Source organism: Enterococcus rivorum, assembly GCF_001742285.1.
GTDB lineage: Bacteria > Bacillota > Bacilli > Lactobacillales > Enterococcaceae > Enterococcus_L > Enterococcus_L rivorum.
On the sequence record NZ_MIEK01000018.1, the window covers coordinates 1 to 19,378 of the forward strand.

Below are 19,378 nucleotides of genomic sequence, written 5' to 3' on the forward strand. Positions count from 1 at the left end.
TGATCCCTCTTGTTTTTTAAACGGAACATTCTCTTTTTTTAGAAATCAAAAAAGTGAGGCAACAATCAGATGTATTTCTGACTATTGTCCCACTCTCCTTATAGAACGTTTAAAAGTTAGGATCAAAACAACATTTTTCTTACTTTACAGAAATGAAATGATTTCGAGTCAACTACTTTTTTCTTTTAAAAAGGAAACGTCTTTTTAATTTATTTCTCTTTTAGTGTCTCCAAATAGTCCAAAGCATCTTGAACTGTTTTTACGGGTACAATTTTCATGGTAGTATTAATTTTTGCGGCCGCTTCTTTAGCCTCTTGATAATTTGTTTTGATTTTCGGTTCTTCTTTTTTCATTTCTTTAGTAATTTCATCATCTGGGGCAAAAAAGATTTCTGCGCCATTTTCGCTAGCAGTAACTACTTTTTTATCGATACCACCAATTCGTCCAACGATCCCTTGACTGTTGATCGTTCCTGTCCCAGCGATGTCATGCCCTTTTCGAATCCCTTTACCTGTTAACTGTTCATAAGTCTCTAAAGTAAACATCAGACCTGCTGATGGACCACCAATATCCCCTGCATTAATTTCTACCGGAATTGAAGGTTTTATCTCAGTATGGTCAGTTAAGCCTATACCAATCCCAGCCTTTTTGTCTGTAGGTAGTTCTATTAATTTTCCTGTTGCTTCTTTTTCGATGCCGTCTTGTAAAAAGCTAATCGTCACTTCTTGTCCAATTTTTTGACTTTTTACGTAATCCATAAATTCTTCACTGCTCTTAAAGTTTTTTCCATCTACACTAATGACCGTATCTCCAACCGAAATTTTCCCATAAAAGTTGGAACTTTTATCGATTCCCAACACATAGACTCCTTTAAAATCCATTTTGTAGGGAACGTCAGCTAACTTCAAAGCTTGTTCAATCGCAGCATTTTTAGAAGAATCCATATAATATTGTTGAATTCGATTGTACTCACTATTTGAGCTAGAGCCCATCAACTCTTCTTTACTAATTAAATCTTCAAATTTTGATAGTTTTGCTTTCGCTGCTGTAAATAATGTTGCTCGTCTCACACTAACTGTCGTTAAGTAAAACGCCCCTGACTGGGTATCCTGTTTATTATCCACTGTAACAAACTGCTTCAAGTTTTCTGTTGTACCTGGCCCTTCTATGTAGTAAGGAAGAGGAATTAATATCCCCCCGATTACTAATAGCGTAAATAATAAGGGCAGCATTGCTTTAATTGACAGCTTTTCTTTGCGATTTTCCATTATTTTTTCATCTCACGATTCTTCTGATTTAGAGCTTCACTGACTACCAAAGGAAGATAAGTCGAAACATCTCCTCCAAATTGTAATACTTCTTTTAATAAACTGGAACTAATATGCGTATATTTTTCATCAGCTAATAGAAAAACCGTTTCTAATTCTGGCGCAAGGTGATGATTCATTGTAGCAATATCTCTCTCATATTCATAATCTTTTACACTACGAATACCACGAATCAGAAAGCTCGCACCTAATTTTTTCGCTGCTTCCACCGTCAAAGTTGATTCTTGTGCAACAACCTCGACATTCGTTAAAAAACTAGTTGCTTGTTTAATCAGCAACATTTTCTCTTCCAAAGAAAACAATGATTTTTTATTTGTATTAACAAAAACACCAATGATCACTTTATCAAATAATTTCGAACTTCTTTCAATTGTATTTAAATGACCATTCGTCAAAGGATCAAAGCTTCCCGGAAATAGAGCAATTCTAGTCATCATTGTCCTCCATTTCATAGATTGTTATTTGAGTAATACCATAGACTGTTTCACGATATTTTTTCAATTGACCGATTTTTTCTGGCAAAACAACTTGCTTGTCGGTTTCACAAACAACGGTAGCTTGCTTTGTTAACAAATCTAGCGTCAACATTTTACTTAGTTGCTTTTCTATTTCCTGTTTCGCATAAGGAGGATCTAAAAGAACTAAATCGAAAGTATAACCATCCAGCTTTAATTGATCTATTGCTTTGTTGGCATCCATTTTTTTTACAATAAACTTTTCTGTTTCTTTAGTCATTAATATATTTTCTTTAATCACTTTAATGGCTGCAAAGTTTTTTTCAATGCAAATAGCTAAATCCATCCCTCTTGACACTGCTTCAATGGCCAAACCACCACTTCCCGCATAAAGATCTAACACCTTACCTCCATCAAAATAAGGACCAATCATGTTATAAATTGATTCTTTCACTTTATCTGTTGTAGGCCGAGTGTTTTCACCATCTAAGGCTTTTAATCTTCGACCTCCATATTCCCCTGAAATAACACGCATCGTATCACGCTCCTTTAAACTGCTCTTAGTATATCAAATATAATGAAAAAAAAGATGAAAAATGTTTGAATTTCTCTAACATTTTTCATCTTTACGTTTATACATTTTCTGCTAAACGAATCTGAGTACCGATCTCTTCCACTTCAAATCCTTCATCTTCGTATTGATAAGCAGCTTTGGTGCCAATTTTTTCCGCAAAATTCATTTCAACATCTGGACGATAAGAACGCTCTACTTTACGAACAAAGTGTAACCCGTTAATTTTTGTTTCTGCCATCTCAATTTCTTCTTCATTCATATAAATCATGACATATTTCATTCTTCGAGAAATATATTGAATTAAACCATAACGTTTCAGCACTTTCAATTGTTTCAAACTATATACCCAAACGACTAGACAGCGTCGCTTTTGAATGACAAATTCCTTTTCTTCATTAACTTGCATGACAATTTCCTCCACAACCATGGTTTCCTTTTTCAAAAAAAGGATTACCGACATCCACTTTGATTTCTTCAGAGATATTCTTAGCAATATTTAAACTAATAGCATCTAAGACTGATTGAACAGCCGTTTCAGAAAAACGAAACTCAGCTACTTCTTCCGTCATGTCCAATGCTCGTTTCGCTTGCCTAACTGCTCGTTGCTTCTTTCGGAAATCAGGTGCATGGTTTCCATAGGCTTCAATTTTTTCAAAATCTTCTTTTGCAGATAAGAAGTCAGCTTGTTTTTTGATAACTTCCGGTGATGCATACATGTTTCTGCGGTTTTTTTTATATGTTTTAAACGTATTGCTTGTCAAAAGGGTCTCTACAAGCTTTTCCGCCTGATCTTCTAATTCAAAAAGTTGTTCTGTAACTATCATGCTATTCACTTTCCTCTGTTGTTTGTGTCTTTTTATTTTCAGCCTCTTGTAATAAGACTAACACACTTTCTTTGGAAAATGCAACGCCGATGTTCTCATTTTCTTGATGAGCGAATCGAGAGTGATATAAAGAATCTGAGAACCAGTAAAGAGCTGTGAAAGAGGGATCAAAAACAGGTTCTGTAAAAATCCCAGTTGCTTTTCTTTGATCTATAGGGCTCATTTTTAGTAACTTCTGATATTCCTCATTTGTTAAAGTAAAGGAAACCGTCGCAAGATTTTCTTGTTGACTTTGATTCCAGTTTTCTAAACGGTCACTTGAAATAATTGATTTTTGATCTTTTTGTAACAGCTCGTATAACATTTTAGCATTTTTTTGACTTTCTGTATTAACGTAATAGGAAGGTAAGCCTTCTCTCATTTTTATAAGGTTAATTACTCGAATTAATTGCTGGCTTTTTTCTGAATTAAGCGACTCATCTGACTTAATTACTTGAACCGATAGCGGCTCTCCTTCGTATAATTGATAAGGCATCAAAGTTAGCAACATTTCATCGTTTAAATAGACTGTTGCAGTTAACTCACCACTACCTTGATTAAAAAATAAAATGGCAAATGTATCGTTATCAAATGCTATCAATGGCCGATAGTTCATATCTTCTTCGGTTAACTCTATATCATATTTTTGACTTTCATATGTAAAAGCAAAGTTGGAATAAATTGTTGTTAGTTCCGATACTTCTGATAAAGTCATATCAAGATTGAAGGGTTTTGTATGTTCCGTCTCATTAAACGCCTTAATAGCTAAAATTCGTTCACTGCGTACATTCACTTCAAGATACTCGCTATCCTGTGTACCATAAATCCAAAGTTCATAGTCAAAATTGGTTGCTTTTTTTTCTTTAGGTTCTCCAAATTTTTCAATGAACTCAGAAGTCTTTCCCTCAACATAAACAGCATATCCCGATGTTCTAATTTTTTCATAAGGTAAAGCATTGTGAGCGGTATCCCGCCCACTGCTTTGTATTTTTGGTTGTTCTTTTTCAGCAGGGAAAAAGACTGGCTGTAAGTAGCCAATCACTAAAACTGTAAAGAATACGGTTATGAAAGCTAAAAGTCGTTTCATCTTTTTCCCCACTTTAGATTATTTTTCTTTCACTTCAATTAACAAGTCTCCAGAACTAATTGCTTCTTCTTCAATAACATAGATATGTTCAATTACCCCATCAAATCTAGCTTCGATGGTCGTTTCCATTTTCATCGCTTCAGTAACCAACAGTGCTTGGCCTTTTTTAACTTTATCCCCTTTTTTAACTAATACTTGAAGGATCGAGCCTGACATAGTTGCACCAATTTGTTCTTTATTGGTTGGTTCAGCTTTACGTTTTGTTTGAACCGTTGATTTAATGGACATATCTTTAATTGAAATTTCCCGTCGTTGTCCATTTAGGTTAAAGAACAACACTCTATTCCCTTCGATATCAGGATCTCCAACTTCATCTAAACGAATAATTAGATTTTTTCCTTTTTCGATTTGAACTTCAACAATTTCTCCTTGACGAATCCCATTAAAGAATGTCGGTGTATCAAGAAGCGTTACATCCCCAAACATTTGATAAGATTTTTGATAATCTAAAAAGACTTGAGGATACATTAAATAACTTAAAACTTCTTCAAATTTTGGCTCAAAACCGATTTTTTCTGCTAATTCTTCTTTCACTTTATCAAATTTAACTGGGGCTGCCAAACTTCCAGGTCGTTCTGTGAATGCTGGTCGACCTTTTAATATGATTTTTTGTAATTCTTTAGGGAAACCACCTACCGGCTGACCTAAATCTCCTTGGAAGAATGTTACAACCGATTCTGGGAAGCTTAATTCATCTCCATGATTGAATATATCCTCTTCAGTTAAATCATTTTGTACCATAAATAGCGCCATATCTCCAACCACTTTAGAAGAAGGAGTTACTTTTACGATATCCCCGAACATCAGGTTGACAGTGTGATACATCTTCTTAATATCATCCCACTTGTTACCAAGCCCAACTGCTTTTGCTTGTTGCTGAAGGTTTGTATACTGTCCTCCTGGCATCTCGTGCATGTATACTTCCGTTTGTGGTGCATTCAAGCCATTTTCAAATGGTTTGTAATACATCCGCACATCTTCCCAGTAATGATTGATTTTTTGGACATTATCAACATTAATATCTGGTGTACGTGCGCCATTTACTAAAGCGTAATACAAACTACTCATACTAGGCTGAGCAGTTGCTCCGCTCATTGCACTAGTTGCTACATCGACAATATCTACTCCTGCTTTAGTCGCTGCAGAGTATGTGATGATACCATTTCCACTTGTATCATGTGTATGCAAATGAATAGGTAAATCGGTGGTCGCTTTCAACTCACTAATTAGTCGATACGCAGCTTGAGGCATTAATAAGCCCGCCATATCTTTAATTGCAATAATATGAGCACCCATTTTTTCAAGTTCTTTCGCCATATTTATATAGTACTGGACGTTATATTTCGCTCTTGTTGGGTCATTAATATCACCAGTATAACAAATTGCCGCTTCAGCAATCTTACCAGTATCTCTGACAGACTGGATGCTTTTCTCCATTTGAGGCAGCCAATTTAAGCTATCAAAAATACGGAAAACATCAATTCCTTGTTTAGCAGATTCTTTAATAAACTCTTCGATAACATTGTCAGGATAGTTTTGATAACCAACTGCGTTTGAGCCTCTAAACAGCATTTGTAACAGTGTATTAGGCATTAAACGACGAATTTTTCTAAGTCTTTGCCAAGGGTCTTCATTTAAGAAACGATACGCCACATCAAAGGTTGCTCCACCCCACATTTCGCTAGAAAATAGTTCTGGAATTCCTTCGTCAGTTAAACGTGCAATTTCTTTGAAATCTTGTGTTCTCACTCTAGTTGCTAACAAGCTTTGATGAGCATCACGGAAAGTTGTATCTGTCAGTAGAACATTTTCTTGTTCTTTTATCCAATTAACAACACCTTGTGCGCCAGATTTATCTAAGATATTTTTTGCTGTAACATAATCTTTACGAAGCTCTAAATCGGTTGGAATTCTAGGAACCTCAAAATATTTTTTCGTTGTTTTTTCAATTCCAGGGAAACCATTTACAGTAACTTCCCCAATGTATTTCATCGTTTTGTTGCCACGATCTCTTACTCTAGGAAATTCGAACAATTGTGGCGTACTATCAATAAAGGTTGTTTTTGCTTCCCCTGTTTCAAATTGACGATGACTGACAACATTTTGTAAAAACGGTACATTGGTTTTTACACCACGAATTCTAAACTCTTTTAAGCAACGTTGCATTTTTTGGATAGCTTTTTCAAAGGTGTGACCATGTGTACATACTTTTACTAGTAAAGAATCAAAATAGGGGGTCACTACTGCCCCTGAATACGCATTCCCCACATCTAATCGAACCCCAAAACCACCTGGCGAACGATACGTATCAATTTTACCTGTATCAGGCATAAAATGATTTAATGGATCTTCTGTCGTAATCCGACACTGAATTGCCGCTCCATTTAACATAATATCGTCTTGTTGTGGAATTTTCATATCCTTATGCAAATCCAACCCTTGAGCGATTTGTAGCTGAGAAACAACAATATCAATATCTGTAATCATTTCTGTAATGGTATGCTCTACTTGAACACGAGGATTAACTTCAATAAAGTAAAAATGATCTCCCTCAACTAAAAACTCTACTGTTCCAGCATTTATATAACCGACATGTTTCATTAATTGAACAGCTGCATCGCAAATTTCTTTTCGTTGCCTCTCATCCATTGAAACACAAGGCGCTACTTCTACGACTTTTTGGTGACGGCGTTGCACAGAGCAATCACGTTCAAACAAATGAATCACATTTCCATGTTTATCTCCTAAAATCTGAACTTCAATATGTTTAGGATTGGAAATATATTTTTCAACATAAACTTCATCAGAACCAAAGGCTGCTTTTGCTTCACTTTTCGCCCGTTCATAGCCATCTCTTGCTTCTTTTTCATCATAAGCAACACGCATCCCTCGACCGCCACCGCCTAAAGCAGCTTTAATCATAATCGGGAATCCATGAGTACTTCCAAAAGCCAACACGTCTTCTACGGAATCAACAGGTCCATCTGATCCTGGGATGGATGCAATACCTGCTGCAACGGCTGCTTCTTTCGCTTTAATCTTATCCCCAAAAATATCTAAATGATGTAACGTTGGACCAACAAAAGTAAGTCCTTCTTGTTCACATCGCTTAGCAAACTCCAAATTCTCAGAAAGGAAACCATAACCAGGATGAATTGCATCTGCACCAGATTTTTTGGCAATTCTAATGATATCATCCATGTCTAAATAAGCCTCAATTGGTTTCTTTCCTTTACCAACTAAATACGATTCATCCGCTTTAAAACGATGAACAGAATATTCATCTTCAGCTGCGTAGATTGCAACTGTCCCGATATGCATTTCTGTGCAGGCTCTAAAAATACGAATGGCAATTTCTCCACGATTTGCTACTAAAACTTTTTTCATTCTTTCACTCCTACCAGTTATTTAACCTTCAATTTATTTTTTTATTGCATTGTTAACATGTGATATTCTTGCTCCATTTTTTGCCTTTTCTCATCGGCACTGATGTTTAGGACAAAACCAACAGAAATTGATGTTATAAGCAAACTATTGCCTCCATGACTTAAGAACGGAAAAGTGATTCCAGTTAATGGAATTATTCCTGTCAGACCTCCTAAGTTAATAAAAACTTGTAACAACATCATTGTACCTATTCCAATACACATTAGTGCATTAAATGGACGTTTTGAACGAACACCTACTAAAATAATACGAGCGATTAAAAACATTAAAATTGCTAAGATAACCAATGCGCCTACTAAACCTAACTCTTCCATAGTAATAGAAAAAATAAAATCAGAATACGCCTCAGGTAAAAAACCTTTTTTCTGGATACTATTTCCCAATCCCTTACCAAACCAACCGCCATTGCTCATCGCATAATATGAATTCGCTAATTGATGCCCTAAATTTCTCTCATCCACAAATGGATTAGTAAATATGGCAAAACGGTTGTAAATATACTTATATTTAGCCGGAATAAAATTACCACCTGACAATATCAATAATTCGATTGCAGCAATACTACCTATAATTCCTACCCCACCTGCAATATACGTATACATATAATTAATGCCACTTGCTAATATAATAACGATCGCAATCAATGTGATAATTGCCGCATTACCAAAGTCAGGTTGAATAGCAACTAAAAAAATTAACGAACCAACTAGAAGCATTGGTCGAAAAACTGCTTTTTTAAATTCTTTATCAATATATCGCTGCCTTCTGGCAAGGATATAAGACAAATACCAAATCACCATGATTTTTAAATACTCCGCCGGCTGCATATTGAAGCTACCAATTGAAATCCACCCATCAGCTCCATTGATATTTGAACCTAACGGAGTAAATTTAACAAGTAACAACAATACAGATACAACTGTAATTGCAAACATAATAAATCCTTTATTTTGAAAGACACTTGTCTTCATCTTATAAATAAAAAATATGGCTATGAGGCTAACTATCCAGAATAAAAATTGATTCGTAACCATTGAAGCCGCTGATTTACCTTGTTTCAGTGCATAGGTTGAAGTTGAACTATAAACCATAATTAATCCAATAATACTCAATAAAATATATGGTATTCCGATACTATAATCTAACAAATGTCGCTTATTAACTTTTTTTGGCAAAGTTTAAACCTCCTTGCCAAGTTCTTTTTTATCTTGTGTTTCTTCATATACATCACTATATAATTGATTCAATTGCTTTTCTAACCTACTAAGCAACTGATGTCCATCCTCTGAACTTAATATTCCAATTCGTATTGCATAAGTAACTTGACGTGAAAAACCATACATTTGGGTATCCACTACTTCCTCAAAAGCTTTACATTGTGAGATACACATACTATTTTTCTGGTTCTTGATCAACATCATAATTCTTTCTGCATCATCATTTAATAGTTGAACGGCAAACTCTTTTGAAATAGATTCCATTTGCACTCAACCTCCCATCTTAATTATGTAATTATAGCATAATTCTTAATCTTATTCACAAAAATTTTCTGAAAAAAATTTGTTTTAAAAATTTCTAACATTCCTACTATCTGATTCTTTTTTGTCTATTTATTTTTTAAAAAGACCGATTTCAGTTATTTCATCTGTCATCAGTCTTCTCATTTTCAATTATTAATTTTTATAAAGGAAATGGAACCGTCACCGATAACTTTCACCAGTCATCTTCCTGTCTTTGACTTCTAGTATTCTTAGCAGTACTTGTAAATCTTTAAGCATAACGTTCTTAACTATCTTCGGAGATATCTACTTTTGTCTTGTCCGTCATTGTGCATTCTTCCTCTTTCTTCTATGGAATACAATCAATCCTTGAAGGTTTTAAGCTTTAAACTAAAAAAATAAGCTTCCGAAACAATTACATTCTATTGTTCTATCATAAAAAAGCACTTTTTCGAGATCCATTTATATTCTAACAGTAATTATCTGCGTTATCTATATTTTATACAAAAAACGATGAGCAAGAGTTACTCATCGCCACTTTCTGGTATTTCAAACTCCTTGATTGCATTCAAAAACTGCTCTCCATATTTATCTAACTTATTTTGTCCAACACCTTTAATTTGCAATAACTGAATGGAATTTTCTGGTAATTTTTCACACATTTCTTTTAAGGTACTATCTGAAAAAATAAGATACGGAGGGACTCCCGCTTCTTGGGCTAAGTCCATCCTCAATGCTCTTAATAGTTCAAAAAGCGCATCATTCAACGCTGTAACTTTTTTGACTTTTCGATCTTCTTTACGAGAAACGGTTTGTTCTCCCTTTAGAACTTTAACCCCTAGAGGAGATACCGACAATAAAGGAAATTGCCCATCTGAAGGAACGAGAAATCTTTCTGCCGTTAAATAATCAATTAATTGATTGACTTCTTTTTGAGTACGATCTTTCATTAGACCGTATGTTGGCAATTTATTAAACTGCCACTGTTCAATTTTTTGATCTTTAGAGCCGGTTAACACTTTACCAACAAGCCCTTTTCCAAATTTTTCTCCCATACGTTTTACACAAGATAAGACTTTTTGAGTATCTACGGTAATATCTACCAAATCTCGATCATCTAAACAATTAGAGCAGCGACCGCAGTTGACGCCCGTTTCGCCAAAGTAGCGTAAGATGTATTTTTGTAAACACATTTGTGCGTTGGCATACTGAGACATTTCTCTAAGTTTCAGATACTCTTTTTGCTTATAATCAATCGTCATCTCCGATTGATCGATAAAATATTGTTGGATTTGTAAATCCTGTGGCGCATAAAGTAAAATGGCATCACTTGGTAATCCATCTCTTCCTGCACGTCCTGCCTCTTGGTAATAAGATTCTATGTTCCCTGGAATTTGCGCATGGATTACAAAACGGACATTACTTTTATTAATTCCCATTCCAAAAGCATTCGTAGCTACCATAACTTGTACTCGATCGAAAAGAAACTGTTCTTGGTTTTCACTCCGCTTTTTTTCAGCCATTCCGCCATGATACATCCCAACAGAGATATTCTTACTTTTTAATAAATGGTAAATTCTTTCCACTTCTTTACGAGTACTGGCATAAACAATTCCTGATTGGTTTTGATTCATTTTTAAATATTCTAATAAAAATACATCTCTATTTTGATCCTTGATTGCTTGAAAAGAAAGATTTTCTCGAGCGAAGCCTGTTTGTACTCGATTATTTTCAGGGATATGCAGTTGCTTCACAATGTCTTCTGCAACGTGCGGTGTCGCTGTAGCAGTTAAAGCAATTACTGTTGGTTTTTGTTGAAACTCTTCAATAATTTCTGCTAATCTTAAATAACTTGGACGAAAATCATGACCCCATTGTGAAATACAGTGAGCCTCATCAACAGCTAACAAATCTATCGGAACATGTAATAGTAATTGCTGAAAATCAAAAGACTCTAATCTTTCTGGCGCTACGTATAGTAGTTTTATTTCTTGGTTGACGGCTTGTTGTATTCGAAGGTTCATTTCTTGTTGCGAAATACTACTATTGATAAATGCAGCTGGTATACCCATCATATTCAAAGCATCCACTTGATCCTTCATTAACGAAATCAACGGCGAAATCACTAACGTCAAGTTTTCTAAAATCAACGCTGGTAGTTGATAACAAATAGATTTCCCGCCACCTGTAGGCATGACACCTAAAACATTCTCTTTATTCAGCACATGATTGATGATTTCTTCTTGTCCTTGACGAAACTCGTCATAACCAAATTTTTCTTTTAATAGTTGTTTCATATCAACCATGAAATAGTCTCCATTCATTTACTCTGTTTGCTATTCTAACATGCAAGTTTCTTGCGTTCAAGTCAATCTCCATCTTATATTCGTGAAACATCTACTCTCTTGTGGAACATCAATTGAACGAACGAAATAATAAATGCCTGTTTAACAAGGTTTCTAATAATAGATTACGCATTTATGTGGATAAGCTATTGAAAGTTATCCACATAACCAATAAAATGAGGTTTTAATCCCAAAATTATCAATGAGGTTCCCCACCGATTATAGGAAGTTTGATTATTGGTTTTTACATATATAATCTCCTTTTTAAATAAGAAACTTATATTTTCTCCCAGATGCTGGCATCAAACAATACTGAACGAGAATAGACAGAACATTAATATAGAAGCTTTTTAATTGATTCCAACAAATTTAGAAAAAAAATCACGGTAAAAAACCTCCAATTAATTTTCATTAGCTCCATTGGATCTCTTTTATCTACTTCCTTTAATGCAAAAAAAGATTGAAACAAAACTAGATCTAGTTTTGTTTCAATCTTTTTCAAAGTGTAGATGACAATTAATCTACGTTCTTTTTCTTTTTACTAGCTTTTTCACGTTCATTTTTATTTAGAATTTGTTTTCTTAGACGAATACTTTCTGGTGTAACTTCACAATACTCATCATCATTTAAGAATTCTAAAGACTCTTCTAACGTCAAAATTTTTGCTTTTTTAATGACAGAAGTTTGATCTTTATTCGCTGAACGAACGTTAGTCATTTGTTTTGCTTTTGTAATATTTACTGTTAAATCATTATCACGATTGTTTTCGCCAACGATCATTCCTTCGTATACATCGGTTGTTGGCTCTACAAATACTGTTCCACGTTCTTCAACACTCATAATACTATACATCGTAGCTTTACCTGTATCAATAGAAACAAGCGCTCCTTGATGACGGCCGCCAATTGTTCCTTTAATCATTGGTAGATATTGATCAAAAGTATGGTGCATAATACCGTAACCACGAGTCATTGATAAGAAATCTGTTGTATACCCAATTAATCCTCGAGCAGGAGCTAAGAAAATCAAACGAATTTGTCCGTTTCCAGTATGAATCATATCTTGCATCTCACCTTTACGTAAGCTCAATGATTCAATTACGCTACCCATATACTCTTCTGGAGTGTCAATTTGAACACGTTCAAAAGGTTCACATTTAATTCCTTCAATATCACGTTCAATTACTTCTGGACGAGATACTTGCAGTTCAAAACCTTCACGACGCATATTCTCAATCAAGATAGACAAATGTAGCTCTCCACGACCGGATACAGTCCAAGCATCTGGGGCAATTGGTTCTACACGAAGTGAAACGTCTGTTTGCAACTCTGCCATCAAACGCTCTTCGATTTTACGCGCAGTAACAAATTTACCTTCGCGCCCTGCAAATGGCGAATTATTTACTAAAAATGTCATTTGTAATGTTGGTTCATCAATGTGCAAGATTGGTAACGCTTCTTGGTGAGCAACGTCAGCAACTGTTTCTCCCACAAAGATATCTTCCATACCAGAAACAGCAATTAAATCGCCAGCTTTAGCTTCATTGATTTCAACGCGTTGTAAACCAAAGAAACCAAAAATTTTAGTAACACGGAAGTTTTTAACACTACCATCTAATTTCATTAAGGCAACTTGATCTCCGACTTTCATTGTTCCACGGAAAACACGACCAATACCGATACGTCCTACATAATCATTGTAGTCTAATAGTGATACTTGGAATTGCAATGGCTCATCTGAATTATCAACTGGCGCTGGCACATGCTGAATGATTTGGTCAAAAATAAACGCCATTGTAGGCTCTTGGTCTTCTGGATTATCAGAATCACTTGAAGTTCCATTTAATGCTGACGCATAAACAACTGGGAAATCCAACTGATCATCATCTGCACCTAATTCAATAAATAATTCTAGAACTTCATCAACAACGTGTTCAGGACGAGCAGATGGTTTGTCAATTTTATTTACGACAACGATTGGTGTCACTTTTTGTTCTAATGCTTTTTTTAATACAAAACGTGTTTGAGGCATGGTTCCTTCATAGGCATCAACAACTAAAACTACACCGTCTACCATTTTCATAATACGTTCTACTTCACCACCGAAATCCGCATGTCCTGGTGTATCTAAAATATTTATACGGGTTCCTTTGTAATCAACGGCTGTATTTTTCGCCAAGATTGTAATTCCACGTTCACTTTCAATGGCGTTTGAATCCATTGCACGCTCTTGTAATTGTGTGTGTCCTTCTAATGTATCAGACTGTTTCAATAATTCATCTACTAATGTTGTTTTTCCGTGGTCAACGTGAGCGATGATTGCTACGTTGCGGATATCTTCTCTGAATTTCAATGTAATTGCTCCTTATCCTTTTGCCTTGCGTCACTTGCTCATTAAATCCGACTGTTTATTATAGCAAATTTTTTTCATGAAATATAGTCTAAAGCATGTAAAAATGATGAAAATTTTACATTTTGTCATTATTTTCATGAAAAACAGCTGATTTTCAAGTGCTTTTTTACTTAAATTATTAAATATTATAGAGGAAAAAATCCCCCTACTAGTATATGTAATAGTATCTCAACTGTTCTTTTTCATAAAAAGCTGAGTGTTAATTTTTTTCATGCCCCATTAACTAACACATAGTGTAAAATTTCTTCATAGGTTTCTGGTGAACCTGCTAAAAAATATTCTCTACCATCAAATGACAGCGGTGTTCCTTTTAAATTAGAATACTTAAACCCAAACTCTTCAAGTAAAACAATTCCCGCAGCATAATCCCACGGACTTAAGTTAGAAAGATAGCCGTTATGATTTCCTTTCAGCATCGCAATCATCTCAAGACCTGCACAACCACTGATTCGAACACCCATGCTTTTATTTCCAAGAACTCTTGCAAAATGGGTATTTTCGCCATACATATGTGCATTTAAACCAAGTAATCCTTCCGATAGCTTTCCGAATGCTGGTTGAGTTAGTCGCGTTTCATTTAAGTAGACCCCTAGTTTTTTGCCACCCCAGTAAAGCTCATTTTTCATTACGTCATAGATAAATCCCAATTGTCCGATACCATTCTCAAAAATCCCTAGCATGATGCAAAAATTTTCTTGTTCCATTACAAAGTTCATCGTACCATCAATTGGATCGATAATCCACACCCGACCCTCCAAAGAATCAATCGTGTTGTACCCTTTTTCTTCTCCTAATATTTTGTCTTCAGGATAATGGCTACGTATTTTATTCATTAAAAATTCTTGCGTCTCTTCATCGATGTTTGTGACTAAATCTGTCCGACCTGATTTCTCCACTACAGTCATAGTGTGATCTAAACTTTCACGAATAAACTGAGCTGCTTCTTCCAGCCACACTCGTACTTCACTTACCATTCTTTTATCTATTGCCATTTCTTTCAGCCCCTATTTTTAAGATGCCTTTTTCTTGTTTCCGTGCTTGTTGAACCGTGCGATATAATGAATAACCAGATGCCTTTTCAAATTCATTTCCTAAACGTTTTTCCTCACCAATACTTTTAACTACTTCTTTAAATAGTTTATATTTTTCTATAAAAGTAGTAATAGGAATCCCCTTCTCGTTGGCTTCCTCCACTGCTGTCCACATATTGGTTACAATCACCATTTCTTCTGTTGTCCAATCCAAATCAATTGGGTATTGATATTCTTTCATTTCACTTCACCTCATGTAAACTAGTTTATCATAGCTTTTCAAAGAATCCTTCATTCTAGCTATTTTCTTTTTTATTTTTTTAACTTTGACCACAAAGGTAAGAAGACTATTCCCTTTTCCACCTCTATTTTTTGAGCTGAGTAAATGCCAGAATTTCCTGAACACATATAACTTATTACACAAATCATAAATAAGAAAACCGCTGCATCACTGCCAAATAGTTCTATTCCCATAATGAAACAAGCTATTGGTGTGTTTGTCGCTCCTGAAAATACTCCGATAAATCCTAAACCTGCTAAAAAAGGAACAGACACATTGAGTAGTAAAGCCAAGCTGCTACCTAAACTAGCCCCAATTTCAAACAACGGAGTGACTTCGCCACCTTGAAACCCAGCACCTAAAGACAACGCTGTAAAAACTAACTTCCCAAGAAAATCAAATAGATAGCCACTTCCGTCAAAAGCTTCTTTTAATAAAGGTAAACTCAAACCTAAATAACGGCTATTTTGCAAAATTACTGCAAGAGTAACAACAACAGCACCTCCAACAAAAGTTTTTACTACTGGATTTTCAAAATAATTGCTATACATTTTCTTTACAAAAACAATCGAACGACTAAACACCCACCCCATAAGTCCAAAACAAATGCCAGCAATAAATATCTTTAAAAATAACAAAACTGTCCAGTCAGGAATAACTCCCATTCCATAATGAGTATGAGTAACACCATAAGACTCTGTCACAAAATTAGCAAAAAAAGCTGCAAAAAAACTAGGAAAAATCGCTTCTCCTCTTAAACGACCTAAAGCTAAAACTTCCAACCCAAAAATAGTACCTGCTAAAGGGGTCCCAAAAACTGAACTAAAGCCAGCACTAATTCCAGTAATAATAACTATTTCGCGTTCTTCCTTTTCTAAACGAAAAATTTTTCCCACAGCACTTGCAATCGCTCCACCCATTTGAACTGCGGTTCCTTCCCGACCAACGGAACCCCCAAATAAATGTGTAGTGATTGTACCAAACAACGTTAAAGGAATCATTTGCAAAGGAATTCTTTCTTCTGCTCCATTTGCCTGATCCAATACTAAATTATTCCCTTTTATTGCTGTATCTCCATATTTTTTGTATAAAAAAGCAAATAGCGCCCCGCTAAAAGGCAAGCCAATTAAAAGCCAAGGATTTTCTATCCGTAGCTTAGTTACAAATTCTAGACTAGTTAAGAAAAACGCTGACAAACTTCCCATGAATAAACTAATAATTGCCGTAATTACCAACCATTTTCCCATATAGATACTCATTTTTATTGGCATAAGCCCTTCTTTTTTCATCCTCATGTCACTCCCCAGTTTTCTAGATAAATAAATAGTTCCAATTCAAAAAGCCTATTGAAGGGACACTTATCCCCTTCAATAGGCGTCATTAATCTATTGTTATTCAATAAATAGTTATCGGCGAACACCATCGCCCTCAGATTATTTAGTTAAAAAAAATATAGCATTACTCTTTTAAAAGTGCAAGAAAAACTCTTAATTTACTCGTAAAAAGATAAAAAAACGCTTAGAAGGAACATTTTAGGTTCCACTAAGCGTCCTATTTTTTACAATCATTAAGCAGATTGCTTTCTGCCAAAAAAATGATTCCATTTTGTCCTTACTGAAGAAGTCATTGGTTCTGACGCTTCTTTAATTGCACAATATTTATCTACCATTGTTACAATATAGCTTTCTTTGTATTTCGGCGGGGCAATTGTTGCTCCCCACATATGTTTGATAATTATATCACGTTCTAAATCTGACAGTTCAGTAATTTTTTCTGCATTTTTTGCAGCAATTCTCGGGTGCATATAGGCATGAGTACCCTCATCAAACTTAGTCGTTCTCCAATCGTAATAGAACAAATCGTGTAACAAGCCTGCACGAGCCGTAGCTTTTGCATTCCCATTCCATTTTTTAGCTAATTTATAACTGTAATAGGAAACACTGATTGAATGATCTAAACGAGTCGAGTGAACATGTTGCGTATAGTCGCCTAAACGCTGAACTTCTTCTGTTGCCAACAAATCTTCTACATAAGACATATATTCTTGATCTTCACGCCATTTTTCAGTCATTAATTCTGGTTCCACCTTTTCTTTAGAAAAGCTAATTTTTAATCTTGACATGAGTATAGCACTTTGATTTCGCAAATACTAGGGGTTCGATCTTGTCGTAAAGAAACTTTAATAATTGACTCTAAGAAAATTATACATGTAAAAAACAAGTAATGATCCCATTTAATAAAGACCATTACTTGTCATTTGTTCATATGAAATTGCTCTAAAGAAAATTTAGATTTATTTACATTTCATTTGGAGCATGTAGACCTAACAAGCGTAAATCTTCTTTTAGAATTGTTGCCATAGCATAAACTAAAGCTAAACGATTTTCCTTTTGTGGGTCCTCAGCTAAAATTTTCACATGAGCATAATATTTGTTAAAAGCTTGTGCTAACTGAATCGCATGCTTAGCGATAACAGATGGTTCATATTTCTCAGCTGCTTGAAGAACAACTTCTGGGAATTTTTGTAGTAACTTAATGACTTCCCAGCTATCTTTGTCATCAAGTACATATTCAGCTTTTTCATCCATTGTGAAATCAGCTTTTCGCAAAATACTCATGGCACGAGCGTGGGTGTATTGAACGTAAGGTCCTGTTTCTCCTTCAAAACGAACAACATCTTCCAAGACAAAGTCAAAATTATTTAACCGATCATTTTTCAAATCGTGGAAAATAACAGAGCCAATCCCTACTTGCTTAGCTACTTCTTCACGGTTGGCTAAATCAGGATTTTTTTCAATAATTTGATTTTCAGCTAATTGAACCGCTTCGTTTAAGACTTCTTCTAACAGAACAATTTTTCCTTTTCGCGTTGATAATTTTTTACCACCTTGAGTAATCAGCCCAAAAGGTACATGCGTCATATCTTGCGACCATTCAAAACCTAATTCATTGATTACCGCTTTTAATTGTTTAAAATGATTGCTTTGTTCATTTCCCACAACATAAATTGCTTTGGCAAAGTCATAGGTCCGTTTACGATAAAGGGCTGCCGCCAAATCACGAGTAATATAAAGTGTAGCTCCATCAGATTTGCGAATCAAGGCCGGGTTCAAATTGTATTCTGTTAAATCAACAATTTCTGCTCCTTGATTTTCTTTTAATAGATGCTTTTCTTCTAGTAAAGTAACAACTTCATCCATTTTGTCATTGTAAAATGCTTCGCCATTGTAAGAATCAAAGCCCACTTCCAACATGGCATATATTTTATCGAATTCTTTTAGGGACTCTTCTCGGAACCATTTCCAAAGTTCAGTCGCTTCTTGGTCGCCTTCTTCTAATTTTTTAAACCATGCCCGAGCTTCGTCGTCCAACTCTGGTTTTTCTTCTGCTTCTTCATGGAAATGAACATACAATCTTAGTAGCTCATTAATCGGTTCCGACTGAACAGCTTCTTCTGAACCCCACTTCTTATAAGCCACAATTAGTTTGCCAAACTGGGTACCCCAATCACCTAGATGGTTGATACGAATAGGTTCATAACCGATTTTTTCTAAAATAAACGCAATTGAGTTACCAATAACTGTTGAGCGAAGATGCCCCATTGAAATTGGTTTCGCAATATTTGGTGAAGACATATCAATAGGAACTGTTCTACCTGCGCCAAGAGTTGTATCTCCATAATGGTTCTTCTCTTGTAAAACTTGTCCAATAATCGCTTGACTCACAACTTTTTTATCCATAAAGAAATTCAGATAAGGACCTACTACTTCAATTTTTTTAAAGTTTCTGTTTTCGATTTTGTCAGCTAGATCTGCGGCGATTTGCTGCGGTGCTTTTCTATAAACTTTTGCTAAAGAAAAAGCTGGAAAAGCGACATCCCCATGATCTACAGATTTAGGATTTTCCAATAATTGTTCCACTTGTTCTAACGATAAATCATCTTTTACAACGTCATAAATAGCTTTGGCTACGATTTCTTTGTTGTTCATCTTTTCAT

General features: G+C 35.1%; 15 protein-coding genes, 1 pseudogene and 1 riboswitch. All 16 genes and pseudogenes read right to left on the reverse strand.

The window, feature by feature from the left end; genetic code table 11:
* Window positions 1-209: 209 nt before the first annotated feature.
* The 16 genes and pseudogenes from BCR26_RS07510 to argS all read right to left on the reverse strand — a co-directional run bounded on the left by BCR26_RS07510 (window position 210) and on the right by argS (window position 19,370).
* Window positions 210-1,268, reverse strand: coding sequence for a SepM family pheromone-processing serine protease (locus BCR26_RS07510; RefSeq protein WP_069698367.1), 1,059 nt, complete (start codon window positions 1,266-1,268; stop codon window positions 210-212).
* Window positions 1,268-1,762, reverse strand: coding sequence for a pantetheine-phosphate adenylyltransferase (coaD, locus tag BCR26_RS07515; RefSeq protein WP_069698368.1), 495 nt, complete (start codon window positions 1,760-1,762; stop codon window positions 1,268-1,270). The genes BCR26_RS07510 and coaD overlap by 1 nt, the downstream gene beginning before the upstream one ends.
* Window positions 1,755-2,324 (reverse strand): annotated as a pseudogene (gene rsmD, locus BCR26_RS07520) (16S rRNA (guanine(966)-N(2))-methyltransferase RsmD); the annotation flags it as partial. The pseudogene rsmD and the gene coaD, both read right to left, overlap by 8 nt.
* 91 nt (window positions 2,325-2,415) lie before the next feature.
* Window positions 2,416-2,763 carry a YlbG family protein gene (locus BCR26_RS07525; RefSeq protein ID WP_069698370.1) on the reverse strand — a complete coding sequence of 116 codons (348 nt, stop codon included), beginning with the start codon at window positions 2,761-2,763 and terminating at the stop codon, window positions 2,416-2,418.
* Window positions 2,753-3,181 carry a YlbF/YmcA family competence regulator gene (locus BCR26_RS07530; RefSeq protein ID WP_069698371.1) on the reverse strand — a complete coding sequence of 143 codons (429 nt, stop codon included), beginning with the start codon at window positions 3,179-3,181 and terminating at the stop codon, window positions 2,753-2,755. The genes BCR26_RS07525 and BCR26_RS07530 overlap by 11 nt, the downstream gene beginning before the upstream one ends.
* A gap of 1 nt (window position 3,182) precedes the next feature.
* Entirely contained in the window at window positions 3,183-4,307 is a 1,125-nt protein-coding gene (locus tag BCR26_RS07535) for a CAP-associated domain-containing protein (protein WP_069698372.1), read from the reverse strand.
* An 18-nt stretch (window positions 4,308-4,325) separates the two neighbouring features.
* Window positions 4,326-7,754, reverse strand: coding sequence for a pyruvate carboxylase (locus BCR26_RS07540; RefSeq protein ID WP_069698373.1), 3,429 nt, complete (start codon window positions 7,752-7,754; stop codon window positions 4,326-4,328).
* Between the two features lie 41 nt (window positions 7,755-7,795).
* A complete protein-coding gene (locus tag BCR26_RS07545; RefSeq protein WP_069698374.1) occupies window positions 7,796-8,989 on the reverse strand; it encodes an FtsW/RodA/SpoVE family cell cycle protein in 1,194 nt (397 codons plus the stop codon).
* A 3-nt stretch (window positions 8,990-8,992) separates the two neighbouring features.
* Entirely contained in the window at window positions 8,993-9,295 is a 303-nt protein-coding gene (locus tag BCR26_RS07550) for an Fpa/YlaN family protein (protein WP_069698375.1), read from the reverse strand.
* Between the two features lie 542 nt (window positions 9,296-9,837).
* Complete coding sequence (recQ, locus tag BCR26_RS07555; RefSeq protein ID WP_069698376.1) at window positions 9,838-11,619, reverse strand: DNA helicase RecQ; 1,782 nt, start codon at window positions 11,617-11,619, stop codon at window positions 9,838-9,840.
* 555 nt (window positions 11,620-12,174) lie between these two features.
* Entirely contained in the window at window positions 12,175-14,010 is a 1,836-nt protein-coding gene (gene typA / locus BCR26_RS07560) for a translational GTPase TypA (RefSeq protein WP_069698377.1), read from the reverse strand.
* 269 nt (window positions 14,011-14,279) lie between these two features.
* Entirely contained in the window at window positions 14,280-15,062 is a 783-nt protein-coding gene (locus BCR26_RS07565; protein WP_084387060.1) for an inositol monophosphatase family protein, read from the reverse strand.
* A complete protein-coding gene (locus BCR26_RS07570; protein WP_069698378.1) occupies window positions 15,049-15,342 on the reverse strand; it encodes a UPF0223 family protein in 294 nt (97 codons plus the stop codon). Before BCR26_RS07570 ends, BCR26_RS07565 begins: the two co-directional genes overlap by 14 nt.
* 71 nt (window positions 15,343-15,413) lie before the next feature.
* On the reverse strand, window positions 15,414-16,670 hold the full coding sequence (locus BCR26_RS07575; protein WP_069698379.1) for a chloride channel protein: 1,257 nt from the start codon (window positions 16,668-16,670) through the stop codon (window positions 15,414-15,416).
* A gap of 75 nt (window positions 16,671-16,745) precedes the next feature.
* A riboswitch (Fluoride riboswitch) is annotated at window positions 16,746-16,817 on the reverse strand.
* Window positions 16,818-16,948: 131 nt separating this feature from the next.
* Window positions 16,949-17,452 (reverse strand): HD domain-containing protein, encoded by a 504-nt coding sequence (locus tag BCR26_RS07580; protein WP_069698409.1) that lies wholly within the window; start codon window positions 17,450-17,452, stop codon window positions 16,949-16,951.
* A gap of 226 nt (window positions 17,453-17,678) precedes the next feature.
* The gene (gene argS / locus BCR26_RS07585) at window positions 17,679-19,370 is read right to left on the reverse strand and encodes an arginine--tRNA ligase (RefSeq protein WP_069698380.1); all 1,692 of its coding nucleotides are present in this window, start codon (window positions 19,368-19,370) and stop codon (window positions 17,679-17,681) included.
* Window positions 19,371-19,378: the final 8 nt, after the last annotated feature.